This is a genomic window from uncultured Gardnerella sp., from assembly GCF_947280595.1.
Lineage (GTDB): Bacteria > Actinomycetota > Actinomycetes > Actinomycetales > Bifidobacteriaceae > Bifidobacterium > Bifidobacterium vaginale_A.
On record NZ_CAMYOS010000003.1, the window covers coordinates 108407 to 133304 of the forward strand.

The following is a 24898-nucleotide window of genomic DNA, read 5'->3' on the forward strand; positions in this document are numbered from 1 at the left end:
CTATGCGCACAGCAGAAATTGCAAAGCGTTATCTTGATTACTTTGGTAATCATGGTCATATGGTCATGCCTTCAGCATCGCTGATTTCACCAAATCCAACTACACTTTTCACTATTGCAGGCATGGTTCCATTCATACCTTATCTTTTAGGAGAGCAGACACCTCCATCGCGCAGAATGGCATCGAACCAGAAGTGTGTAAGAACGTTAGATATTGACGAAGTTGGTAAAACTACTCGTCATGGCACATTCTTCCAAATGGTTGGAAACTTCTCATTCGGTGATTACTTTAAGGAAGAAGCAATTCATTACGCTTGGGAGCTTTTAACAACTCCACAAGATAAAGGCGGTTACGGTTTTGACCCAGAAAAACTTTGGGTTACAACTTATACTGACGATGACGAAGCTCGAGCAATTTGGAAGAACGAGGGCTTTGATCCAGAGCATATGCAAGTTTTCGGAATGGAAGATAACTTCTGGACTACTGGTGGCCCTGGTCCAGGAGGTCCATGCTCTGAAATTTACGTAGATCGCGGTCCTAAATATGGTAAAGACGGCGGTCCTGCTGCAGATGAATCTCGATTTATTGAGATTTGGGATTTGGTTTTTGAAAACTTCCAAGTAGATAACGTTAAATCTAAGACTGATCTTCATATTGTTGGAGAACTTGATCAGAAGAATATTGATACGGGCGCTGGTTTGGAGCGTTTGGCATACCTTATGCAAGGTAAGGAAAATATTTACGAAACTGATGAAGTTTATCCTGTTATTGAAGCTGCAGAAAAGCTTAGTGGCGTAAAGTATGGCAGCAACGCTGATGCGGATGTTCGTTTCCGTGTTGTTGCAGATCACGTGCGTTCCGCGTTGATGATTATGAGCGATGGCGTGCGTCCAAGCAATGTTGGTCGCGGATACGTGCTTCGCCGTCTTCTTCGCAGAACTGTTCGCGCAATGCGCATGCTTGGCGTGCAAGACCCAGTTTTGCCAACCTTGTTCCCTGTTTCTAAGGGCGCTATGGAACCAAGCTATCCGGAGCTTAACGATACTTTCCACGAGGTTAGCGAAGCTGCATACGGTGAGGAAGATGCGTTCCGCAGGACTCTAGAAAAGGGTACGACTATTCTCGACTTGGCTGTTGAAAAAGCTAAGAAAGAACACAGGGATGACCCTATGGTTGGAGGTGCAGACGCGTTTACTTTGCACGATACTTATGGTTTCCCAATTGAGTTGACTTTAGAGATGGCAGCTGAGCAGGGTGTTAAAGTTGACGAAGCTAAGTTCCGTGAGCTTATGAGTGAGCAGAAGAGCCGTGCGCGAGCAGATGCTTTGAAGAAGCGTCATAATGTTGATGTTAGCGTTTATGACGATATTAAGAAAGCATTAGAAAAACCGATTGACTTCCTCGGTTACACTGATTTTTCAAGTCGTTCCAATGTTCTGGCGATTGTTGAAGCAGGTAAAGGCTCTGTTAAAAGCGTTAGTGCTCCTGCAAACGTTGAGGTTATTCTTGATCGCACGCCATTTTATGCTGAACGCGGTGGTCAGATTGCAGATCAAGGAGAGATTATTTCCGATGATGGCGCAATTTTGGAAGTTGATGATGTTCAGCGTCCAATTAAGGATTTGATCGTTCACAGCTGCCGACTTACTGAAGGCACGCTAAGCGTTGGTGATCCTGTGAACACGAATATCGATCAAGTTCGAAGAGCTGCTTTAGCTCGTTCTCACACTGCAACTCATACTCTTCACAAGGCTTTGCGCGAGGAACTTGGACCACAAGCAACTCAGCGTGGTTCTGTGGTTGATCCAGATCGTTTGCGTTTCGACTTCCAGTGGCAAAAAGCTGTTGATAAAGACGCTTTAAGACGTGTTGAAGCTCGAGTAAATGAACGTATTCGCGAAGATTTGCAAGTAGTTCCAAAAGAGATGCCAATTGATGATGCTTTCAAGCTTGGCGCTATGCACTTGTTCGGCGAAAAATATGGTGACGTTGTGCGAGTTGTTGAGATTGGCGATGGTTGGAGTCGTGAGCTTTGTGGAGGTACTCACGCTAAGAGCACAGGCAAGATTGGAATGGTTACGATTTTGTCTGAGTCTTCTATTGGTTCTGGAGTTCGCAGAATTGACGCACTTTGCGGTGAAGCAGCGTACGAGTATGGCGCTCGCGAACATACTTTAGTTGCTCAGCTTGCAGATATGGTTAATGCTCGTCCAGACGAGTTGGTTGAACGTTTGGAATCTTTGCTTAACAAGATGAAGGATTCTGATCGTAAACTTGCTGCTGTTTATGAATCTCAATTAAATGAGTCTATTCCTTCTCTAGTTGAAGCTTGCAAGCAAAGCGATGCAAAAATTAAGCTAGTTGTGAAGAATGTTGGTAACTTTGGTTCTTTCGATGTTTTGCGAAAGACTGTTCTAGATGTTCGCTCTCGTTTAGGCGAGGATTATCCTGTAGTAGTTGCTCTTGCTGGAGTAAACGAAGAGGATCGTCCAATGGTTGCAATCGCTACTAATAATGCTGCTCGTGAACTTGGTGCTAAAGCTGGCGATTTAGTACGTACAGCTTCCAAGGTTCTTGGCGGTGGCGGTGGCGGAAAGCCAGACTTCGCTCAAGGTGGCGGAACAGATGCATCTAAGATTGATGATGCACTCGAATCAGTTAAAAACGAAGTTGCTAAGCTGTGAAGCATGATTATTTAACTTAAGCTTACGATGATTTGGCTGGGTGTTGATTTAGGTGATGCTAGGGTCGGTCTTGCTCTTTCCGACCCTGAGCTCACCTTTGCGCATCCTATTGGGAATGTGCAAGTTCAGGGTGATTCTTTTAGGGCTATAGATGAAGTACTTTGCATTATTGAAGATAACAGTGTTTCAAGAGTTGTGATTGGTTTGCCTTTACAACTCGATGGTTCTGAAGGTAAATCTGCTAAAAAATCTCGCAGGTGGGGTAAAAATCTTATAAAAAGAATGCAATTATTGTGTGATGAAAATGATTGGGAGTTATCTTACGTACCGGAAGTAGTTTGGAAAGATGAGCGTTTAACTACAGTAAGCGCTCACCGCCAGCTTTTACAGGCGGATCTTTCTACTAAAAAGCATCGTCCAATGGTTGATCAGCAATCTGCAGTTTTGATTTTGCAATCAGCTATTGATGATTACAGTAATGGAAGATGAAGGAGAGTATCTTGCCTGAGAATTTTGATGATTTTTTTGAGCGTAATGCTAAATGGACTAGCCAAGCTTCCGAGCAAGATGAGTTTTATGAGGATGATTCGCATGGTGTCGACTCGTCTAGTGTTGACTCGTCTAAATCAGATTCTTCTATAGATAACTCGTTGAAATCCATTTCATCAAACTCAAGTCCTATTTCATCAAACTCAACTTCTAGTTCGTCTAGTTCTTCTGAATCTAGCACGTCTAACTCATCTAATTCTTCTAGTTCATCTGAATCTAATTCATCAAAATCTAATTTACTTAATAGCAGAAAACACCGGCGGGCAATGCGAAGAAATAAATCTAGAAACTCAAGAAAATCGCGAAAACAAAAGCGTTTTAAAGCAATAATCATTCTGCTTATTGTTGCTCTTATTGTGTGCTTTGCAGGTTATGGTTTGGCGCGAGCTGTGCGTTCTATGATTGGGTATCAAAGTTTATCTGCATCAGAGGATTGGCCTGGTCCTGGTGAAGGCTCAATAAGTTTTAGCGTTGAAGTTGGTGAAAGCGCGAATTCTATTGGCTCTAGACTAGAAAAAGAAGAAATAGTTAAGTCTAAAGCTGTTTTTACAAGTATTGTTTCTTCTAATAATAAAATTTTGTATCCTGGAATATACGAGCTAAAAAAGCATATGTCTGCTATAGATGTTGCAGATATTCTTTCAAATAGAAAGAAAGCTACAGGATTTTTGGAAGTGAAAGCTGGCGAGCGTTCTGTTGATATTATTAAGCGCGCGTCTGAAATTTCCGGTATTGATTATTCTAAGTTTAAAGCGATTTTACAAGCAAAAGGAGCTGGAATTTTACCTCAAGAAGCATCTGGTAGCTTTGAAGGTTGGTTAGAGCCTGGTGTTTATAACGTTAAGGCTATGAAATCTGCTGAAAAAATAATGTCTGCAATGGTAGAAAAGCGAATCGCTAAACTTAATGCAATTGGTGTACCTAAAGGCGATAAGCGAGAAAATATCTTGAAGATTGCATCTATTGCAGAAGCTGAAGTAAATAATCGCGAATATTATGGGAAAGTTTCGCGCGTGATTTTGAATCGCATAGACAAAGATATGCCTTTAGGAATGGATACTACTATAGCGTATGGTGCTGGTGTGAGAGCTATAGATCTTACTAAATCAATGTTAGATAACGCAAATAATCCTTATAATACTCGAATTCATAAAGGTCTTCCGCCTACTCCTATAAGCATTCCTGGTCCTAACGCTATTGCTGCTGCAATGCATCCTGAAAATGGTTCGTGGCTTTATTTCGTTACTACTGATTTGAAAACAGGAGAAACGAAGTTTGTAAATACTCATGAAGAATTTTTGAAGATTAAAGATGAGTATAAGCGTAATAATAAGGATGCTAATTAGGCGCTTGGCTTGGCTGTTTGGCTTGCTGGTTGGTTTGCTGGCTGGCTTTATGGTTTGGTTTGCTTGTGAAGTATGCGCGCTTTAATGCGTAATGCGCAAGGTGGCTGGCTGTTGGCTAGTTAGCGGATTTGCTTGAAGTTTTGTTTGTTTAGCTAAGCTAGTTGGCTGGCATTTGGTGGCTGGTATTTGGTGGCTGGCTTTGTATTAAGTTTTGTGTTTTGTTAGATTTTCATGCTAGATTTTCATGCCAGATAAATTGCTATTGCAATAATTGCAGATAATACTTCAACTGGGATGAATGCAATTCTATTTTTATAGTTGCTTTCGCTGATTGAGATAGAGTTTGTGTTTGAGTTTGCGCTACGGATTGCGCTTGCGCTTGTGATTGTGTGAGAGTTTGCGTTGTTCATGCTTGCGTTATTTTCGCGAAAGTTTTGATAGTTTTTGTTAAATTCTGCACTATTGATTGCTTCTGGTGTTTTTCTATATTTTGTGTGAAATATTGCATGAAATTTTTTATGTATATTGCATATAATAATTGCAAAAATTCCGATTACTCCAGTAAGTGCAATCCATGTTATTATGCTTTCGAATCCAAATAATATCAACGCTTGAGCGAGCATAGTTGCACAAGTTATATCTCCGAGTCCAAGTGATTTTTTGCCTGCGATATAACGCATTATGACGTATAAACAACAACAGATAGCTGCGGAAATCCACCCTAAAAAAGTTATTGAAAAATCGTGTTTTAGAAGAATCGAATATATTGAAGTTGAAAGCGTTTGCAAAATAATCGCAAATATTACCCATGCTCGTGGCACAACAAAATAAAGTATGTCTGTAAAACATAATGCTATTGCGCATATTAGCGTTGGAATAGCTGCTATCAGTGCACTAATTTGAATCATGAAATTATGTTAAGAATCAAGTATTTTTTATTCAAGAAAATTCTTATATTGTGGTTAGAGGTTAGTGTATGTGGTCAGAACTTTTTCTACTGTGGTCAGAAGTTAGTACACATGCTCAGAGGTGAGCGCATGTGGTTAGAAGTTAGCGTATGTGGTCAGAAGTTTTTAATTGTGTGTCTAATTTTAAATATTGTTCTAAATTCTTATATTGTGGTTAGAAGTTAGTGTATGTGGTCAGAACTTCTTCTACGGTGGTCAGAAGTTCTAGAAGTTATTTATATGCTTTGAGAATATTATTGAATGAGTACAATGAAGTTTTAAGAATCAGCATTATGGGAGGATATATGTTACGTTGGCAAACTGCCGGTGAATCTCATGGTGAGGCATTGGTCGCTCTTATTGAAGGCGTGCCTGCAGGAGTGAAGATTACGAGTGAAGATATTGTTTCTGCACTTTATAGAAGACGCTTGGGTTATGGTCGTGGCGCTCGCATGAAATTTGAGCAAGATAAAGTTCGTATTTTAACTGGAGTTCGTCATGGAGTAACACTCGGATCTCCAATTGCTGTTGAAATTGCAAACAGTGAGTGGCAAAAGTGGAGTGAAGTTATGAGCGTAGATCCTTTGGATCATGAGATACTTCACGAAGGTCGTAACGCTGCGCTTTCTAGACCGCGTCCGGGGCATGCTGATTTAACTGGAATGCGAAAATATGGTTTTAATGATGCTCGTGAAGTTTTAGAACGTTCTAGTGCAAGAGAAACAGCGTCTAGAGTTGCAATAGGGGCAATTGCTGCTAATTTTTTGTATCAAGCTTTGTCTGTTCAAACTGTTGCTCATGTTATTTCTATAGGTGGAATTTATGCTAGTAAATCTTCAAAATTGCCTACTCCTGAAGACGTTTCTGCTTTAGATTCTTCGCCTGTTAGAACTCTCGATAAAGATGCTGAAAAGCGCATGATATCGCGTATTGACGAAGCTAAATCTGCTGCAGATACGCTTGGTGGAGTAGTGGAAGTTTTAGCTTACGGTGTTCCTGCAGGTATTGGCAGCTATGTTGAAGCAGATAGAAGATTAGATGCAGCTCTTGCCTCAGCTCTTATGTCAATCCAAGCAATTAAAGGAGTTGAAATCGGAGATGGTTTTGAAGAAGCAAACGTTTCTGGTTCTGTTGCTCACGATGAGATTGTAAGAGATGAAAATGGTAAAATCACGCGTCTAACTAATCGAGCTGGTGGAATTGAAGGTGGAATGTCTAACGGCGAAACAATTCGCGTTCGTGCTGCAATGAAACCAATCCCATCCATTCCTCGTGCTCTTCGCACAATCGATATACTAACTGGTAAGGCTGCTCATGCAATAAATCAGCGTTCTGATTTCACAGCTGTTCCTGCTGCGTCTATAGTTGCTGAAGCTATGGTGAGATTGACTTTAGCAAAATATGCTTTAGAAAAGTTTGGTGGAGATTCATTGCTTGAAACAAAGCGAAATGCTGAATCTTACATAAATTCTTGGCCGGAGTATATGAAGTGAGTACGAATCAAATGCCTTTAGCTGTAATCATAGGTATGCCGGGTGCTGGAAAAACTCGAGTTGGCAGAGAAGTAGCTAATTTAATGCATATCCCTTTTATAGATACAGATGCAGAAATTGAGCAAGAAATAGGAATGAGCGTTGTGAAATATTTTCAGTCGCATAGTCAAGAAGAATTTAGAGTTATAGAAGCTAAAATAGTTCGAAATGCGATTGAAGGTCCTACTGCTTGTAGTGGAATTGTGTCTTTAGGAGGAGGAGCTCCAACTGATGAATCCACTCAAGAAGTTTTGAAAAAATATAGAGCTAATGGTGGCAGAATTGTATATTTGCAAGCAAATCCTAATGAAGCTATTGAACGTGTTGGAAGAAATAATAATCGCCCTATTTTTTCGGGAAGTGATTGTGCTACTCGTTGGCTTGAATTATATGAAAAACGCAATCCAATATTTCGAAGTCTAGCTAATATTTACATGCTCACGAATGGTGCTACTGCAAAAGCTGCTGCAGAAAAGTTAAAAAATATGTTAAATCAGCGTATGATACACGTGCCTTGCCCTGGAATTGAAGAATATGATGTGCGAATTGGAGAAGGTGCGCTGGAACTTCTTCCTCAAATGCTTGGTGATTCAGTTAATCGAGTTGCTTTAATACACACTCAGCCAGTACAGCGACATAGTGATAAAGCTCGCACGATTTTGCGGCGTGCTGGATACGATGTGTATGAAATGCTAGTTCCAGATGCTGAAGCTGGAAAGACTGTGCGTGTGGCGGATTCTTTATGGTCGAAATTGGGTGATTTAGGTTTCACTCGTTCGGATGCAATAGTTGGTTTAGGCGGTGGAGCTGTTACAGATTTAGCTGGATTTGTTGCTTCAACTTGGATGCGCGGAATTCGCTATGTGAATTGCCCTACTTCTCTTCTTGCTATGGTTGATGCTTCTACAGGTGGTAAAACTGGCGTAAATACTTCTGCTGGAAAGAATTTAGTTGGAAGTTTTTACACTCCTGCAGGTGTTTTAGCAGATACTTTTACATTTTCTACTTTGCCTAAAGATATTTTTATTGAAGGCTTGGGAGAAGTTGTGAAATCTGGATTTATTCGCGACTTAAATATTCTACAAATTTTAAGCGATGAGCATAATAATAAGCTAATAAAAAGCTTTGATAGAAATGTTTTTGATAAAGCCAGCTCTATTAAAAACGTTGAGCTTAGCAATCTTATAACAGATCTTATTGAGCGCACTGTGAGAGTAAAAGTATACCATGTTTCAAAAGATTTGAAAGAACAAGGACTTCGTGAATTTTTGAATTATGGACATACTTTAGGTCATGCGATTGAACAGATAGAGCATTTCCGCATGCGTCATGGAAATGCTGTTAGCGTTGGAATGGTTTTTGCTGCTCAATTGGCGAAGAATTTGGGATATTTGACTTGTGAAGATGTTAAATATCACAAAGACTTGCTTTCTTCTCTTGGTCTTCCAATTTGTTGGACTAGTAGCACAGATTCTGAGAGTATGTTTAATAACGTATTAGATTTAATGCATAAAGATAAAAAAGCTAGAGGAAATATTCTTAGATTTGTGATTTTAGACGGCATTGCGAATCCAATTCATCTTGAAAATCCGCCTATTGAAGCTGTTCGAGATGCTTTTAATAGCGTTTATAAGCAAAAGTGAGATATTGTTTGAGGTAAATATGGAAAATAATAATCAAGCGAAAAAAGTTCTTGTAGTAAACGGTCCTAATTTAGGCATGCTTGGAGTTCGTCAGCCAGATGTTTATGGAATCGAAGATTTTGAAACTTTGCGCGCATATTGCCAACAATGGGCTTGTGAGCTTGGGCTGAATGTAGAAGTGCTCCAAAGTGATGACGAATCGCAAATGATTCAATGGATGCATGAAGCTGCTAAGTCGCATACGCCAGTTGTTATGAATCCTGCAGCTTTCACGCATTACAGCTATGCGCTCGCAGATGCAGCTCATATGGTTAAAGATGCTGGAGTGCCTTTAATGGAAGTGCATATTTCTAACCCTGCTGCGCGTGATTCTTTTCGTAAGATTAGCGTGATAAGCCCTGTTGCAACTGGAACTATTACCGGCATGGGGTTATATGGTTATAAGCTTGCGCTTGAGTCGGTTGCGCATTTAATTTGAGCTTGCGCTTTATTCGCTTTACTTACTTTTACTTACTTTTGAGCTTTGAGTATAGTTTAAGCGCGCCTTTTTGAGCAACACTTTAAGCGTCTAGGCTCGAAGATACCATGGAGTTCCATGGTTAGAAGAAAACATGGTAACTCTCAGGAGCATATTACAAAGCATATTTTTGTTACTGGCGGCGTTGTTTCGTCTTTAGGAAAAGGTCTTACTGCATCATCTTTAGGTAGGCTTTTACGTAGCAGGGGACTTCACGTATTACAACAAAAACTCGATCCTTATATCAATGTTGACCCGGGTACAATGAATCCATTCCAGCATGGTGAAGTTTATGTTACAGAAGATGGAGCAGAAACAGACCTCGATATTGGTCATTATGAACGATTCCTTGATGTTTTCCTAAGCCAAAAAGCAAATGTTACTACTGGTCAGATTTATCAGTCTGTACTTCGTAAAGAGCGCGCAGGTGAATATTTGGGGCAGTGCGTGCAAGTTATTCCGCATATTACTGGAGAAATTAAGTCGCGTATGCGTGCGCAAGCTTCAGATGATGTTGATGTGATTATTACGGAAATTGGCGGCACTGTTGGAGATATTGAATCTCAGCCATTTTTGGAAGCTGCTCGCGAAGTTCGTCGCGATTTAGGTCCTGAAAATTGCATGTTTGTACACGTTTCTTTAGTGCCTTATATTGCTGCAGCGCATGAGTTGAAAACTAAGCCAACTCAACATTCTGTTATGATGCTTCGCTCTCTTGGTATTTCTCCAGACGCGCTTGTTTTGCGTTCAGATCGCCCTCTTAATCAAGGCATTAAAGACAAAATTTCGCTTATGTGTGATGTTGATGCTGAAGGCGTTGTTAATTGCGTTGATGCTCCGAGCATTTACGATGTTCCTAAGATTTTGTTCAACGAGGGCTTGGATGCGTACGTTGTTCGTGAGCTTGAGCTTCCATTCCATGACGTTGATTGGAATGAGTGGGAAGATTTGCTTGAGCGAGTACATCACCCTAAGCATGAGCTAAACATTGCAATCGTTGGAAAGTATATTGATTTGCCAGACGCATACCTTTCTGTTACTGAAGCGATTAAGGCTGGTGGATTTGCAAATTGGGCTAAAGTAAACGTGCGTTGGGTTGCTGCAGATAAGTGTGAAACTCAAGAAGGTGCTGCTGCAGCTCTCGATCAAATGGACGGTATGGTAATTCCTGGCGGATTTGGTATTCGTGGTATTGAGGGTAAGATTGGCGCACTTCGTTATGCGCGTGAGCATGGTTTGCCAACTCTTGGACTTTGCCTTGGATTGCAATCTATGGTGATTGAGTATGCTCGTCATGTTCTTGGTCTTGAGGATGCTAATTCAACTGAGTTTGAGAAGGATTGTGGAGATCCAGTAATTGCAACTATGGAAGAGCAGAAAGATATTGTTGATGGTAAGGGTGATATGGGTCACACTATGCGACTCGGTTCTTACCCTGCTCTTCTTGAAGAAGGCTCTATTGTTGCTGAGCTTTATGGCTCTACGCATGTTACTGAGCGTCACCGTCATCGTTACGAAGTGAATGTTGCGTATAAGGATCGTTTGCGTGAAGCTGGTTTGCGCATTAGCGGTCAAAGCCCAGATGGTAATTTGACTGAGTTTGTGGAACTTCCAAAGGATGTTCACCCATTCTACGTTGCAACTCAAGCTCATCCAGAGTTTAAGTCTAGGCCAACTAAGCCGCATCCATTATTTGCTGGATTAGTTGCTGCAGCTCTTGAGCATCAATCTAAAATTAGCAGCAAGTAGAATGAGTAGCAAGTAGTTTTAAGATTGTTGATTTTTACTCAGGTTGGAAGTGAGATGTGTTTCCAACCTGAGTTTTTTGTTTTTGTGTGGTTGTGTGGATGGTTGATATTATGCTGCGTGGTGTGTTGATGTGTGTTTGTTGGTTTTTGATTGGTGTTTTTGAGTCTGTTTTGTGCGTGACTTTTGGGAAACCTTAAAGAAACCTGAAAAAATTATTAAAAAATTCTATATTCGGCGTGTTTTGTATATTTTTTGATTTTCTGCAAAAAAATTCGTAATTTATGATGTATTTTGAATGTTTTACGCAATTTTTATTAAAATCTTTATAATTAAAGCTTAATATAAGCTGAAAATTTTGGTTGAGTTTTCTTAAATCGTGATGTAATGTTTGAGTCAGTTACCGGAGGAATCCCTAGTTCCACTGGTACAAGCGGGAAACCGCAAAGGCAAATTGTTCTTCGCATACCCTAGTGCGAAGGAGAAGAAGAAAAGGAAAATATCATGTTAAATAAGAAGGCTATCGCCGCTTTTGCTGCTGGCGCTACTTTGCTCGCCGGCTTCGCTATGTCTACCCCAGCTTTTGCTGCTGATGCCAAGGCTGACAAGTGCGCTTCACTTCAGAAGATTGTAAATGATGCTACTACTGCTCTTAGAGAAGCAGAGGCTAATGTTACACTCAAGCAGATTGCTTATGACAAAGATGATGCTAGCTATAAAGCTGCTGAAAAGTTAGTAAATGCCTATAAGAATGCTCTCAAAGCTGCTGATGAAGCAGCAGAAGCTTATGGTGATGCTGAGGGTGACGAAGCTAAAGCTAAGGCTGAAGAAACAGTTAAAGCTAAGGTTAAGGAGCTCAATAAGGCTCTTAAAGCTCTTAAGGATACTACTGTTGCTGCTTACGCAGGTTTGAAAGGTGTTGCAGCTGGTTTAAATGATGCTACAGAAGCTGCTGGAGTAATAACATTTACCGGTAAGAAGAATTCCTTTAATACAGAGCTTAAGAAGCTTGCACCTAAGGATGATGACTTAAAGAATGCTAAGAAGGATCGTGATGAAGCTAAGCATAAGTTAGGTTATGCTAACTATGACTTGCAGCAAGCTGGTTGCGTTGCAACTCCTAAGACTCCTAAGACTCCAGTAAAGCCAGATAAGAAGAATTCTAAGGATAAAGGCAAGCACAATGTTCAAATTAACACCAAGGGTCGTAAGGGCAAGAAGCAGCTCAGCAAGACTGGTGTTGGCGTAGCTTTCGCTGCTTTGGCTGCTGCTCTCCTCGCTGGCATGGGTGCTGCTGTTCGCAAGATCCGTCACTAAATGTATTCTTTGAACTTTGATTTATAGGTTAATATTTGATTGTTATATATAACAGTTTAAGTATTCTATAAAGAATAGTTCTTAGTTAATTTGTGAATTGAAAAGGGGCGAGTGGTTAGTTTAACCATTTACCCCTTTTCATATATAATTTCCAATTATGTTGTTTTTTGAGAGAATTAGAATGCATAAGTGGCACGCAGTTGTGTTATAAAATTGCATATGAGATACATAGAATTAAAATAGAATCTTGCTAATGAAATCTTGAATTATTAAAAATGATTGCATATCACAATGTTTTATAACTCATTTTTGCAAAACTTGATATTTATAGTTGTAAATTAGTTATAGAAGATATTTATGGTGATTTAGGGCGTGTATTAAGAATTTAATGTAAATTTGTATATAAGTTTCATAAGAGATTATTTGTTGTATGCTTTTAAGGTAAATGTTTTATATGTAGGATTTTAGGTAATTTATAACAGTTTTTGCATACTATGTTGCTAATACGTACTTTGATGGAGGTGGTTTAAGTGACTGGCAGTAACATTATCTTAAATCATCTTTTTACTAAGAATGTTTTTAGTGATGATTCGATATATGAAAATAAGATATATAAAAGAGTAGCAAGTCGTTTTGTTGATAATCCTGAAGATAAAAATAATGGCATGATAATTAGTGAAATTTATAAGTTCATGTCTAAGTCGTATAGGAATGAATATTTTTATCAAAATACTTTGCTAAACAAGCTTTTGCTTGGTAAATATAGCATGAATACGGCTACAGCATTAACGCAAATTTCTATAGGAAAATCAAAAGCAGACTTTATTTTAATCAATGGAAAAGCTGTTGTATATGAGATAAAAACTGAACTAGATACATTTGATCGTTTAGAACATCAATTAGATGATTATTTTAAAGCTTTTGACCATGTATGTGTTGTTACATCTGAAGGTAAATATAATCATGCTATTGAAATACTTGAAAATACACCAGTAGGTATTTATGTACTTACTAAGCAAAATACGATAAGTGAAAAACTAAGGAAAGAACCTATAAAAGATAATTCAAAACTTGAGCATACTGCTATTTTCAAAGTGCTTCGCAAACGTGAATATGAAAACATATTAGAAGAATATTTTCATGAATTACCTAATGTTAAGCAGGTGTTTTATTACGATGAATGTTTGTCTTTGTTTAAAAAAATTCCCATTTGTGATGCTTATAGAATGATGTTAAAGCAATTAAAAATACGTAATAAGATAGAAAATATAAGCGTGTTTGATGATATTCCTTACGAGTTGAAGTCGCTTATGTATTTTTCTTCTATGTCAAAATATGATTGGGCAAAAATAGACCGTTTTCTAAATAAAAAATATGGAGGATAGATATGTATTTCCCATATATTCGTGGTCGTCAATATGATCTATTGGCTTTGCGTGAACTTATCCTGAATGACAAAATGGGTGATGAAATTATTCCAATTATTGAGCCTGTTAAAATTACTTCTACTTTTACCAGTACGATTAAGGCTTTCATAGATAAAGGTCATGATATAGCTTTAATACTTAATCCAGAAGTCGGTTCTTTTATTAGTGATGTGAAATTTTATCAAAATATAACTGATGACATCGACTATGTTAAGTATATATTAAAAGAATACAACAGTTCGCATGTTATTAAATCAGTAATAATGAATAATCTTGCGAGTAGCTTTGTGAATTTTTGCGTTGAAAATGAAGTAGATAAGTCTGAATTACTTGTTGTAAATAGTAGTCAAGATTATTTAGATACATATGAAGAAAAATTCAGTCGAGTCACTCCGAGGTATGTTTTAATTCCAGATGGAGGAATGTTTAGGCGTAGAATTAAATCAAATAGAGTTATTCTTGATGACAAGTTTAAAAAACAAGTTAAGAATTCTGATTACTCGTCATGTGTTGATGAGTTTTTCTCTGATGATCATTTGTATTATGAGAGTGAGGATTATATCGGATTTTCTGATTATTCTATAGTTGGAAAAAGTTATAATGAAGTTGGATTTGCTCCGTATTCTGTAGCTATACATATTGTGTATTTTGATTCGAAGAAAAATTTACGTGTTAGGCATTTTGTTTCTAAAACTAATGAAGATATTTATAATACTGCAGGAAAGTTCTATGAAGCTCTATCGGATTTGAATATCTGGTGCAAACAAAATCCAGGATTTTTTGTTAAAACTATTGGTTTAGGCACTCTATTAGAACACTATGAAAATGGTACTTATCCTGGGTTAGGAACTGTTAAAAAGTTATCGTTGATGCATCATTTAGAATTGATGAATAATAATTTTAGTGGGGTGAAATGAGGATGTTATATTGCAGTAATTGTTTCACTGATATTCAGATAAAGGCAATAATAGATGGCACGAATGCTGATGTGCGTAAAAATGTAAATCACAAAATTGGTAATTGTAATTTTTGCGGTGCGAAAGATGTGTATGTGTGTGATACTAGTAATGGTGGACCTATCGAAGAATATTTTAACGGCTTGTTAGATATTTATACTCCTTCATGTATGTTGCCACCTAATTTCCCAAAGAATAAAATAGGATTTATTAAAGATATTCTTCACGATAGGTGGCATATATTTAATTTAGGTATTGAAGCGAATAAAATTTACGATTTTATTAAATCGATATGTGCTAAAAAATATTCATCTAATCCAATGCTGTTTGATTCTGAGGTAGGAGTTAGACAATTTTGTGATACAAACTATTTAGAAAATAATTCTATTTTGAAGAACCATAATTGGGATGAATTTGTAGAAAATATTAAAACGGTTAATCGATTTCATAGTTCATACATTAACATAGAAAAGTTAGATGAATTTTTGAAATATGATGTTAATCCATCTTATAAAGAAGGTAGAGTTTTTTATAGAGCGAGAATATGTCCTAATGCTGAAGGATATGCAAGTGATGATATGGGCGCTCCTCCTAGTTGTAAAGCTAAAGATGGTAGAGTGAATTCCAAAGGTATATCTGTCCTGTATCTTTCTGACTCAATAGAAACAACTTTAAATGAGGTTCGCGCAGAGAAATATGATTATGTAACTATTGCACGTTTTAGGCTTAAAAAAGACATTAAAGTAATAGATTTAGCAAATATTGTTAATAGAATAAGCCCATTTACTGATATTGACTATACTCAATATGCAATCAATATCGAGCATTTAAAGAAAATTGCTGAAGAAATATCAAAGCCTGTTAGAAGTAATAATGAGTTTGATTATATTCCGACACAGTATCTTAGTGACTATATTAAAAGTAGAAAATATGATGGAATAGAGTATACGAGTGTTATGGTTGAAGGCGGTGAAAATATAGCTGTGTTCAATCCGAAGGAATTGGAATGTATAGGAACAGAAGTTTACAAAATTGATTCTATTAAGTATTACACAACTTTACTTGCTGAAGAATGAAATATTTTTTGTAATAAGTATATTTTTGTGTGAGTTTAACGAAATCGCATTTACGTTTATGTACAATACTTCGTGTGTTTCCTATTATATTTAGCTATTTAAATTTGCTTTTGTTATAAGATTAGTCAAATATATAGAATACATACCACTTGCATGGTAAATTTACAAATTATGGCTCAGATTAAAGATATGTTGGAATCGTCAACACCTATTCGCATAGACGGACGTGCTGTAGACGAATTGAGACCTGTAAAAATCACACGCAATTTCACAAGTGTTCCAGAAGGTTCTGTGCTAATTGAATGTGGGAATACTCGCGTTATGTGTACTGCAACTTTTACAGTTGGTGTACCTAGATGGCGTAAAGATTCAGGACTCGGATGGGTTACTGCTGAATATTCAATGCTTCCTAGAGCCACTGAGCAGCGCACGGATCGCGAATCAGTTAAAGGAAAAGTAGGGGGTCGCACGCATGAAATCAGCAGGCTTATAGGTCGCTGCTTGCGTGGAGTAGTAGATATGAAAGCAATGGGTGAAACGCAAATTCAAATCGACTGCGACGTTTTACAAGCGGACGGTGGTACTCGTACAGCATCTGTAACTGGAGCGTATGTTGCACTTGTTGACGCATTGCGTTGGGCAGAAAAAAATAAGCATATTCACTCTGCTGATCGCGTTCTTAAAGACTCTGTATCTGCTGTATCTGTGGGAGTAATAAATGGTACTCCAATGTTGGATTTGCCATATATAGAAGATAGTCAAGCAATGACAGATATGAATGTTGCTATGACTGGTTCTGGAACTTTTATTGAAATTCAGGGCACAGCAGAACATCGCCCATTTAATCGCGATGAGCTAAACGTTTTACTTGACTTAGCTACTAAAGGAAACAGGGAACTTCAAGAAAAACAGCGTGAAGCACTTAGATCTTAATCGGATTTAAATGTGTTTGCTAAAGAGAGTTTGAATTGTATTAAATCATCTTATGAATTCTATGAGAAAGGCAGATAGAGTGAAAATTATTGTGGCAACGCATAATGAGGGTAAACTTGTGGAAATTAAGCGCATACTTTTTGAGGAGTGTGCGGATTTTGCGTGCCAGGTCACTCTATTAACAGCAGGCTCTTTAGGTCTTCCTGATCCAGTTGAAACAGGCGTAACTTTTGAGCAAAACGCTTTGCTTAAAGCTCGTTGCGTTGCAAGTCTTACAGGTTGCCCTGCGATTGCAGACGATTCTGGACTCATAGTTGATGTGCTTGGAGCTGCTCCTGGAATACTTTCTGCGCGCTGGAGTGGTGTGCACGGAGATGATTTAGCAAACAACACTTTACTTCTTAAGCAACTTTCAGATATTCCAGATCCATGTCGTACTGCTAGATTCCGTTGTGCTGTGGCTTTGGCTGTTCCTGAAGATTGCAATCAAATACATCAAGAAAGCGCTATGAACCATTCTCATAGTTTCGAAATAGTACGATTTGGTGAAATGACTGGCAGGCTTTTGCGCGAGTCTAGAGGTGAAAATGGTTTTGGATACGATCCGCTTTTTGTTCCAGATGATCAGCCTGTTAGAAATGGCGTGCAAATGGAAGGATTGACTTCTGCTGAGCTTAGCGCGGAAGAAAAAAACGCGATATCTCACAGAGGTAAAGCCTTGAGAGCGCTACTACCAGAATTGAAAGCAATGTGCTTTACTGAATGAAAGAATAGTATAGTAAAAGGCGCGCGCAAAGGCGAGTTAAGTAAAACTAATCTAGTAAACTCAGTAAGTATTCTAAAAACTAGTTTTAGTGAGCCAGAGGAAATTTATGTCTAAGTTCTTATTGAACAGAAAGTCTTGTGCACAGTCTTGCGAATCGGATAATAATATTGCGAATCGCAAAGAAGAAGAGCTTAGTGAAACTAAATCTGAAACTAAATCTGAAACTAAATCTGAAACTAAATCTGAAACTTCTGCTGATACTTCTTGCGAAACTTCCTCTCATGCTTCGCGTCCTGAAACTTCCACTGAAACTTCCTCTAAAACTTTTGACTCGTCTAAAGCTGCACAGCTTGCTATTTCAAGTTCTCCAGATTCGCCGAATCCTGCTTTTAGTTCGTCTGCTCGCACAATTTTTATTGGCATGATTCTCACTCTTTTAGGCGGAGCACTTTGGGGCACGAATGCAACAGTGTCTAAGATTCTTATGGGCGATTATCATGTAACTCCCTTGCAAATTGCGTGTGTTAGACAACTTGCTGCAGGCGTTCTTTTCTTCATAACAGCTAGTATTTGCACAAGAAAGCAATTAGTTAGTGCAGTGAAATCTACGCGTTCTTGGGGAATGTTCGTTTTAACTGGAATAGTATGTGTGTTGCTAACTCAAGTTTCATATTTATGGGCGATTGATTGGACTAATTCCGGAACTGCAACTGTGTTGCAAAGTCTTAATCTTGTGTTTGTGCTCGTATACGCGTGTTTGAAGAATAGGCGATTTCCTAATGTGCGTGAAAATGTTGGTGTTTTACTCGCTTTTGTTGGCACTGCTTTAATGGCAACTGGTGGCGATTTTTCTAAATTATCTCTACCAATTATGGGGCTTATCTGGGGGCTAGTAGATGCTGTTTCAACAGCAGCTCTTGCGATTATGCCAGTTAAATTGATTGCTAAGTGGGGAAATCTTTCAATAAACGGCATAACGTTTATTGTTGCTGGGCTGATTTTGTTGCCTTTTGTTAGACCATGGGAAACTATGCCTGCGTTGGATTGGCGTGGAATCGCTCTTTTTGCTTTTACTGTAGTTGGCGGAACTTTTGGAGCGTATTGGCTGTTTCTTTCAGGCATAATGCGAGTTGGTGCTGTTCGCGGAACTCTGCTTGGTGCTAGTGAGCCAGTGATGGCTGCGATTACAGCTGTAATGTTTACTGGTGCAGTGTTTTCTTGGGCTGATTTTGTTGGTTTTGCTCTTATATTCATAATGATGACTCTTCTTAGATGATTTGATTATCTGATGATTTGATTATTTTCTCGTAATCTTCCTCTAAAGCTCTAAAGAAATTATTTAATAAATTTTTGCTAAACTTTTCTGTACTTTGGGATTTTTTGATACTTTGGGATTGTTCGATACTTTCGGAATTTTCAGTATTTTCGAAATTCTTAGAACTTTTTCTACTTTCAGAATTCTTAGAATTCTCAATAAAATTCACGTTAAATTTTAGAAGAATTTCAACACGCTACTATTGCATATGAACATTCAAAATGTTATAGTTGCGGTAACGTTACCGCAAAAGGACGAGTAAGAAAATCGTTCTTATGCAGTATCGGGCTTACTAGATATATGATCGGCGCCGATGGAATATCGAAGTAAGAAATAATTATTGATTGTGGTGTCTTATGCATGGTTGCTTAAGAGCCGTTTCCCAAAGACGAGAGGAGTATATGGAAAACGTAATAGAAAGCTGAACGTGAGTAAAAAGAGCTTTTCATTATGCGAATAACTAACATGTAATAAAAGCCAAAGTAAAGCAAGACTAAAACTCAAGTTAGAGTTTAGATAAGTGAACAAAATCTAAAGCAAGAGTTCTGGTAAGAGTTCGAGCAAAATCTAAAGCAAGAGTTCTAGCAAGAGTTCTGGCGAGAGTTTAAGTTAGCTTGAAAATTAAACGGAAATTAAACGTAAATTAAACGTAGATCAAACATAAATTAAAAGTTCAACGCAATAATATAAGCTACAAATTAGTAAAGTATGTTGTGTTAAAGCTGGTAAGAAAATCCAACGTAAAACTGTTGAGGAGGTGTTTATGACGTACATCACTATTCGCGATGTTGCTCAACGTGCAGGAATTTCAGTTTCGACTGTTTCTCGTGCGCTTAATAATAATGGTCGTATATCATTAAACACTAAAGCAAAAGTTGAGCGTGCTGTAGCGGAATTAGGTTATATTCCGGATTCTCGCGCTCAAGCTATGCGATCTTCTCGTACTAAAACAGTTGGATTATTAGTTCCAGATATTCGTAACGCGTACTTTGCTGAATTAGCTTATACTGTTCAAGACTCATTGTTTGATGCGGGTTATTGTGCGTTTATAGGAACATCTTCTGAAAGCGCAGCTCGTCAAGATTCATTCCTAGCAAGCATTCTTTCTCAAAGAATTGATGGTGCAATTATTGTTCCTCAAGGCGAAGTGACAGAAGCTTTGGAAAAATTGATTGAGCAGCATCTCCCATTGATGTTCATGGATCGACATGTAGAACCTCAATCTGGCGGATTAGAGAATGTGCCTGTTGTTGATTCAGATCCTACTAACGGCATTTGTGATGCTTTAAAAGACATAAAACGTCATGGCTTTCTTTCTGTTGGTTATATTTCTGGGCCTATTGTTGCATCGCCTTCATTACAAGAGCGTGAGCAAGTGTTTCGCAATGTTGCTTCGAAGATGTTTGGTGAAAATAATGTTTTCGTTGAATCAACAGGGTTTGATCAATCATCTTGCGTTAATGTAGTGAATCGTATGAGAAATTCTGGAGTTAAGGCGCTTATAGTTGGATATTCTCCAGATGCGTTGCGTGTGATGAACGTTATGGCTCGGGAAGGTTTAGTTATTGGAAAAGATATGTCGTTGATTTCATTTGATGATGTTGAAGTTTTCCGATTAGCTACTCCGCATATTTCAGTTATTTCGCAGCAGGTTCAAATAATTGGTCGCACTAGTGCTGAGCTATTTTTGGATATGCTTGAAAATAATTCTGAAGTGAAATCTCATCGCGTAGAAACAGTTTATATTCCACGCGAATCGCTTGGGAACGCGTGACTTTTGTAATGCGAATACGTTTAGAAAATACGTCTAAGTATTAAATATTAAATACTAAAAACTAAATACTAAATACGTTTAGAGAATACATCTAAATACGTTTGCATAATTCAACATAATCTGTAATTTTTCGTAAGGCAATGATGCTAAGCGAAGGAGGCAAGACATGACGGAGCTGTCGTTAGTAGGAGTATCGAAAATATTCGGTAATTCTACAGTAGTTGACAATGTTTCTGTAACTGTTAAGCCGGGAGAAGTGCATGTACTTCTTGGTGAAAACGGTGCTGGAAAGTCAACTGTTATTAAAATTATGAGTGGTATTTATCAGCCAGATAAAGGCCATATTGAAATTAACGGTGAAACAGTTCGTATTCCTAATGTGGATGCGGCTCGTAAGTTTGGCATTGCTGTAATACACCAAGAGCTGAATCTAGTGCCAGAACTTTCTATTATGGAAAACCTGTTCTTAGGAACTATTCCTACAAAATTTGGCTTTGTGGATCGTGCCACAATGCGTGCTAAAGCACAAGATGCTTTGAAAGTAATAGGTCTTTCAGAGGATGTTAGTAAGCCTATGGGTGAGCTTGGTGTTGCTCGCCAGCAAATGGTTGAGATTGCAAAAGCTTTAATGCAACATGCGTCAATTTTGATTCTCGATGAGCCTACTGCTGCATTGACTAAGCGTGAGTGTGAACAGCTTTTCAGCATTATGGAAGATTTGAAAACTAAGAATGTTGGAATGGTTTTCATTTCGCATCATTTAGATGAAATCGCTAGGATTGGCGATGTTGTAACTGTACTTCGAGATGGAAAGTATGTTGACACTGTTGATGCGAAAGTTCCAGAAAAAGAGCTTGTGCGACTTATGGTTGGTCGAGATATTACTAATCAGTTCCCACACGGAAATCGCTATAAGGGCGAGGAGCTGCTTAAAGTTGAAGGCTTGACTAGAAAAGGAGATATTCAAAAGGTTTCCTTCAGTGTGCATGCTGGGGAAGTGGTTGGATTGGCTGGCTTAGTTGGAGCTGGTCGTACTGAAGTTCTTCGTGCTATTTTTGGCGCTGATACTTATGATTCTGGTTCTGTGTATGTTGATGGCAAGAAGATTCCTAAAGCAAATATCGCAGGTAGTATTGATGCAGGTCTTGGATTAGTTCCAGAAGATAGACGCACTCAGGGCTTGATTCTTGAAGCATCGGTTGCTGAAAATCTTGGAGTTTCGACTTTGATTCCTACATCTCACGTTGGTTTTGCTGATTTGAAAGGTCAGCGTGAACGTGAAGAATCGACTGCAAAACTTTTACGTATTCGCATGGAAAGCATCGATCAGCTTGCTGGTTCTCTTTCTGGCGGAAATCAGCAGAAAATCGTATTTGGTAAGTGGTCAATGGCAAAAGTAAAAGTGTTGCTTCTTGATGAGCCAACTCGCGGTGTTGATGTTGGTGCTCGAGTTGAAATCTACGAACTTATAAACAGTATTGTAGAAAATGGCGGCGCTGTACTTATGGCTTCTTCAGATTTGCCAGAAGTGCTTGGAATGTCTGATCGCGTGCTTGTGATGTCGAATGGAAAGATTAGTGGAGAGTTGGATGCAAGCCAAGCTACACAGGAAAGTGTGATGGAACTAGCTGTAACGCATTTGGATTCTTAATCTTTGACTAAAGAGATACGGAAATATAAATAAAACTAAAAATAAATTATCGATTTTTGATAATACTTATAAAAATATCGATAAAAATCTTATAAAACGTAAAAAGTTGCGGATTATTTAAATAAGACTTGCGCATTGAAGCGTGAGAGTTATTTAAGATTCGCATACATATGAGGACAAAATCCGCATAGATAAAGGAGTATCGACGATGACTACTGAACAAAGTACGAAATCTCAGAGCTTAGGTTATGGCAAGAAAGATAAGGGTTTTCTGCCTGTAATTAAGCAATTTGCATCCCGTAATGGTGCTCTTATTGGTTTGATTATTTTGTGTGCAGTACTTTCTTGCGCAACGCCAGCGTTTTTGACTAGTATCAATATCATTAACGTTGGTATTCAAGCTGCAACTGTTGCTATTTTGGCATTCGGACAAACATTCGTTATTGTTTCTGCTGGAATTGATTTGTCTGTTGGTGCAGTAGCTGCAATATCTAGTATGTTAGTTGCGTACACTGGTGCTTCAATGGGATTGCCTCCAATTCTCACTATTTTAGTTGGCATATTAACTGGTGCTGTGTTTGGCTTAATTTCAGGTGTTGCTAATGCTTTCCTTAAACTTCCATCATTTATTGCTACTTTAGCTATGATGTCTGTAGCTCGTGGACTTACGCTTGTAGTTTCAGACGGTAGACCAATTTCTACATCTGGTATGGTGAACTTCTTCGGAGCTACTGTGGCTGGTATTCCAATGCCAATTGTGATGATGATTATTATGGGAGTTATTGCATCTGTAACTTTGAACTTTACAACTACAGGACGTTCTATGTATGCAGTTGGCGGAAATATGGAAGCTTCCAGACTTTCTGGCATTAACATTCATAAGACTCAGATCATGGTGTTCATTCTTTCTGGAGTTTTCTCTGCTATTGCAGGTTTGGTGATTGCAGGTCGTTTGCATTCAGCACAACCTCAGGCTGCAACCGGTTATGAGATGGATGCAATCGCTTCTGTTGTAATTGGTGGTGCTTCACTTTCTGGCGGCAAAGGTAAGATTTCCGGTACTTTTGTTGGCGCAATTTTGTTAGCAGTTATTCGTAACGGCTTGAATATTTTGAACGTTTCTTCCTTCTGGCAGCAAGTCGTTATTGGCTTAGTGATTGCTTTCGCTGTGAGCCTTGATACTTTGCGTAGAAAGGAAGATACTCACTGATTTTTACGTTTCTTTATTTTCTGACCTCTCCTATGAGAAAGGAGGTGTGCTTCCTCAAATGGTATTGATTTAATCCGTAAGCAAATCGATACCAGCACAAATAAATAAATACGGAAAAGAAAAATAAAATATAACTGAAAATATAACTGAAAATACTGGGCTAAAGTCCAAATTTATAACTTAATGAATAACTTAAAATCTATAACTTAATGAATAACTTAAAATTTATAACTTAAAGGTAATGATCAAAAACAAAAGCATAATGATTACACATCGACTTGCTTAGCGAAGATTTGCAAATTGTAGCAAATTTACGCAAAAGCGAGCGAGATATATTCGTAAAGTTTTGCGAGTATATCTGATGATCAAAGGAGATATGATGAACAATCAAACATTGCACCGCAGTATTAAACTAGTTTGCGCAGCGATGGCGGCTGGAGCGCTTGTTTTAGGTATGAGCGCGTGCGGAAATTCAAATTCTAGCGATAAAGTTGCATTGTTAGTTTCTACATTAAACAATCCATTCTTCGTAGATTTGCGAGATGGAGCACAAGCTGAAGCAAAGAAATTGGGTGTTGAATTACAAGTTTCTGATGCTCAAAACGATTCTTCAAAGCAGCAGGATCAAGCTCAAAATGCTCAATCGCAGGGAGCTAAAGCAGTAATTATTAACCCAGTTGATTCAGATGCTGCTGCTCCTTCTGTTTCTCCATTGTTGAGTGCAAATCTTCCTGTAATTTCTGTTGATCGCTCTGTTACAGGTGTAGAAGTTACTTCACACATTGCTTCTGATAACGTTGCTGGTGGCGCTCAAGCTGCAGATGCTCTTGCAAAAAGCATGGGAGAAAAGGGAGAAGTGCTGATTTTGCAAGGTATTCCAGGTGCTGCTTCTACTCGTGATCGTGGTAAAGGTTTCAAGGATCGTATTAAGAAATACTCAGGAATCAAGGTTGTTGCTGAGCAGACTGCTAACTTCGATCGCGCTGAAGCTTTGAATGTTGCAACAAATTTGCTACAATCTCATCCAAATGCAACTGGAATCTACGCTGAAAACGATGAGATGGCATTAGGTGCTATCCAAGCGTTAGGCGCTAAAGCAGGTAAGGATGTTAAAATAGTTGGCTTTGATGGTACTGCTGATGGCATGAAAGCAATTAAGGCTGGTACTATGGCTGGCACTATTGCACAGCAGCCGAAGGAACTCGGTCGCGCAGCTGTTGAAGCAGCTGTTAAGGCTATTAAAGGTGAGAAAGTTTCTAAGACTGAGCCAATTACTGTGAAGACTGTAGATGCAACGAATGTAAGTGATTTTGAGTAATTGCTTAAAATTTGCATTTCGAAAATATAATTGAAAATCAAATTAAAAGCTATAACTGAAGAATATAACTGAAGATATAACTGAAAAATATGAGCTATGCTCAAAATATAACTAAAAATATAACTAAAAAATAATTAAATATATAACTGAAAAATAATTAAAAAATAATTAAAAAATAATTAAAAAATAAT

General features: G+C 38.3%; 19 protein-coding genes. 18 read left to right on the forward strand and 1 reads right to left on the reverse strand.

Features of this window, described 5'->3' with window-relative positions; all coding sequences use genetic code 11:
• The first annotated feature begins 2 nt into the window (after positions 1–2).
• From alaS to mltG, 3 genes are read left to right on the forward strand one after another with little or no spacing between them, the layout of a single operon-like run.
• Positions 3–2684, forward strand: coding sequence for an alanine--tRNA ligase (alaS, locus tag Q0X59_RS01905; RefSeq protein WP_296156417.1), 2682 nt, complete (start codon positions 3–5; stop codon positions 2682–2684).
• A 27-nt stretch (positions 2685–2711) separates the two neighbouring features.
• Positions 2712–3173 (forward strand): Holliday junction resolvase RuvX, encoded by a 462-nt coding sequence (ruvX, locus tag Q0X59_RS01910; protein WP_297642789.1) that lies wholly within the window; start codon positions 2712–2714, stop codon positions 3171–3173.
• Between the two features lie 11 nt (positions 3174–3184).
• The gene (mltG, locus tag Q0X59_RS01915; protein WP_296156415.1) at positions 3185–4579 is read left to right on the forward strand and encodes an endolytic transglycosylase MltG; all 1395 of its coding nucleotides are present in this window, start codon (positions 3185–3187) and stop codon (positions 4577–4579) included.
• A 242-nt stretch (positions 4580–4821) separates the two neighbouring features.
• Here the strand turns inward: mltG and Q0X59_RS01920 are convergent, their stop codons facing one another.
• Positions 4822–5259: a hypothetical protein gene (locus Q0X59_RS01920; protein WP_297642792.1), complete on the reverse strand. Its 438-nt coding sequence runs from the start codon at positions 5257–5259 to the stop codon at positions 4822–4824.
• Between the two features lie 572 nt (positions 5260–5831).
• Between Q0X59_RS01920 and aroC the strand changes: the two genes are divergently transcribed.
• The 15 genes from aroC (at position 5832) to Q0X59_RS01995 (ending at position 24707) form a co-directional block, all read left to right on the forward strand.
• Positions 5832–7019: a chorismate synthase gene (gene aroC, locus Q0X59_RS01925; protein WP_297642794.1), complete on the forward strand. Its 1188-nt coding sequence runs from the start codon at positions 5832–5834 to the stop codon at positions 7017–7019.
• A gap of 11 nt (positions 7020–7030) precedes the next feature.
• Positions 7031–8701, forward strand: coding sequence for a bifunctional shikimate kinase/3-dehydroquinate synthase (locus Q0X59_RS01930; RefSeq protein ID WP_366517014.1), 1671 nt, complete (start codon positions 7031–7033; stop codon positions 8699–8701).
• Positions 8702–8720: 19 nt separating this feature from the next.
• Complete coding sequence (locus tag Q0X59_RS01935) at positions 8721–9179, forward strand: type II 3-dehydroquinate dehydratase (RefSeq protein ID WP_075524032.1); 459 nt, start codon at positions 8721–8723, stop codon at positions 9177–9179.
• 117 nt (positions 9180–9296) lie between these two features.
• Positions 9297–10967 (forward strand): CTP synthase, encoded by a 1671-nt coding sequence (locus Q0X59_RS01940; RefSeq protein ID WP_297642798.1) that lies wholly within the window; start codon positions 9297–9299, stop codon positions 10965–10967.
• A gap of 501 nt (positions 10968–11468) precedes the next feature.
• The gene (locus tag Q0X59_RS01945; protein WP_297642800.1) at positions 11469–12281 is read left to right on the forward strand and encodes a hypothetical protein; all 813 of its coding nucleotides are present in this window, start codon (positions 11469–11471) and stop codon (positions 12279–12281) included.
• Positions 12282–12811: 530 nt separating this feature from the next.
• Positions 12812–13666 carry a sce7726 family protein gene (locus Q0X59_RS01950; protein ID WP_297642802.1) on the forward strand — a complete coding sequence of 285 codons (855 nt, stop codon included), beginning with the start codon at positions 12812–12814 and terminating at the stop codon, positions 13664–13666.
• 2 nt (positions 13667–13668) lie between these two features.
• Positions 13669–14625 (forward strand): sce7725 family protein, encoded by a 957-nt coding sequence (locus Q0X59_RS01955; protein WP_297642804.1) that lies wholly within the window; start codon positions 13669–13671, stop codon positions 14623–14625.
• Complete coding sequence (locus Q0X59_RS01960; RefSeq protein WP_297642806.1) at positions 14622–15740, forward strand: RES family NAD+ phosphorylase; 1119 nt, start codon at positions 14622–14624, stop codon at positions 15738–15740. Before Q0X59_RS01955 ends, Q0X59_RS01960 begins: the two co-directional genes overlap by 4 nt.
• 171 nt (positions 15741–15911) lie before the next feature.
• Entirely contained in the window at positions 15912–16673 is a 762-nt protein-coding gene (gene rph, locus Q0X59_RS01965) for a ribonuclease PH (RefSeq protein ID WP_296156402.1), read from the forward strand.
• Between the two features lie 79 nt (positions 16674–16752).
• Positions 16753–17439: a non-canonical purine NTP pyrophosphatase gene (locus tag Q0X59_RS01970; protein ID WP_296156400.1), complete on the forward strand. Its 687-nt coding sequence runs from the start codon at positions 16753–16755 to the stop codon at positions 17437–17439.
• A 106-nt stretch (positions 17440–17545) separates the two neighbouring features.
• Complete coding sequence (locus Q0X59_RS01975) at positions 17546–18715, forward strand: EamA family transporter (RefSeq protein WP_297642809.1); 1170 nt, start codon at positions 17546–17548, stop codon at positions 18713–18715.
• An 802-nt stretch (positions 18716–19517) separates the two neighbouring features.
• Positions 19518–20528 carry a LacI family DNA-binding transcriptional regulator gene (locus Q0X59_RS01980; RefSeq protein WP_075524029.1) on the forward strand — a complete coding sequence of 337 codons (1011 nt, stop codon included), beginning with the start codon at positions 19518–19520 and terminating at the stop codon, positions 20526–20528.
• Between the two features lie 166 nt (positions 20529–20694).
• A complete protein-coding gene (locus tag Q0X59_RS01985) occupies positions 20695–22179 on the forward strand; it encodes a sugar ABC transporter ATP-binding protein (RefSeq protein ID WP_297642812.1) in 1485 nt (494 codons plus the stop codon).
• 208 nt (positions 22180–22387) lie between these two features.
• Positions 22388–23389: an ABC transporter permease gene (locus Q0X59_RS01990; RefSeq protein ID WP_297642814.1), complete on the forward strand. Its 1002-nt coding sequence runs from the start codon at positions 22388–22390 to the stop codon at positions 23387–23389.
• A 379-nt stretch (positions 23390–23768) separates the two neighbouring features.
• A complete protein-coding gene (locus Q0X59_RS01995; RefSeq protein ID WP_199172720.1) occupies positions 23769–24707 on the forward strand; it encodes a D-ribose ABC transporter substrate-binding protein in 939 nt (312 codons plus the stop codon).
• Positions 24708–24898 lie beyond the last annotated feature (191 nt).

What these genes read in the sequence shown, in the direction of transcription:
- Q0X59_RS01940 (WP_297642798.1), top strand. Translation starts at nt 9,297, where the DNA reads ATGGTTAGAAGAAAACATGGTAACTCTCAGGAGCATATTACAAAGCAT.
- Q0X59_RS01920 (WP_297642792.1), bottom strand. Translation starts at nt 5,259, where the DNA reads ATGCGTTATATCGCAGGCAAAAAATCACTTGGACTCGGAGATATAACT.
- Q0X59_RS01975 (WP_297642809.1), top strand. Translation starts at nt 17,546, where the DNA reads ATGTCTAAGTTCTTATTGAACAGAAAGTCTTGTGCACAGTCTTGCGAA.
- Q0X59_RS01945 (WP_297642800.1), top strand. Translation starts at nt 11,469, where the DNA reads ATGTTAAATAAGAAGGCTATCGCCGCTTTTGCTGCTGGCGCTACTTTG.
- rph (WP_296156402.1), top strand. Translation starts at nt 15,912, where the DNA reads ATGGCTCAGATTAAAGATATGTTGGAATCGTCAACACCTATTCGCATA.
- Q0X59_RS01935 (WP_075524032.1), top strand. Translation starts at nt 8,721, where the DNA reads ATGGAAAATAATAATCAAGCGAAAAAAGTTCTTGTAGTAAACGGTCCT.
- Q0X59_RS01985 (WP_297642812.1), top strand. Translation starts at nt 20,695, where the DNA reads ATGACGGAGCTGTCGTTAGTAGGAGTATCGAAAATATTCGGTAATTCT.
- aroC (WP_297642794.1), top strand. Translation starts at nt 5,832, where the DNA reads ATGTTACGTTGGCAAACTGCCGGTGAATCTCATGGTGAGGCATTGGTC.
- Q0X59_RS01990 (WP_297642814.1), top strand. Translation starts at nt 22,388, where the DNA reads ATGACTACTGAACAAAGTACGAAATCTCAGAGCTTAGGTTATGGCAAG.
- Q0X59_RS01960 (WP_297642806.1), top strand. Translation starts at nt 14,622, where the DNA reads ATGAGGATGTTATATTGCAGTAATTGTTTCACTGATATTCAGATAAAG.
- Q0X59_RS01980 (WP_075524029.1), top strand. Translation starts at nt 19,518, where the DNA reads ATGACGTACATCACTATTCGCGATGTTGCTCAACGTGCAGGAATTTCA.
- ruvX (WP_297642789.1), top strand. Translation starts at nt 2,712, where the DNA reads ATGATTTGGCTGGGTGTTGATTTAGGTGATGCTAGGGTCGGTCTTGCT.
- Q0X59_RS01995 (WP_199172720.1), top strand. Translation starts at nt 23,769, where the DNA reads ATGAACAATCAAACATTGCACCGCAGTATTAAACTAGTTTGCGCAGCG.
- Q0X59_RS01930 (WP_366517014.1), top strand. Translation starts at nt 7,031, where the DNA reads ATGCCTTTAGCTGTAATCATAGGTATGCCGGGTGCTGGAAAAACTCGA.
- alaS (WP_296156417.1), top strand. Translation starts at nt 3, where the DNA reads ATGCGCACAGCAGAAATTGCAAAGCGTTATCTTGATTACTTTGGTAAT.
- Q0X59_RS01955 (WP_297642804.1), top strand. Translation starts at nt 13,669, where the DNA reads ATGTATTTCCCATATATTCGTGGTCGTCAATATGATCTATTGGCTTTG.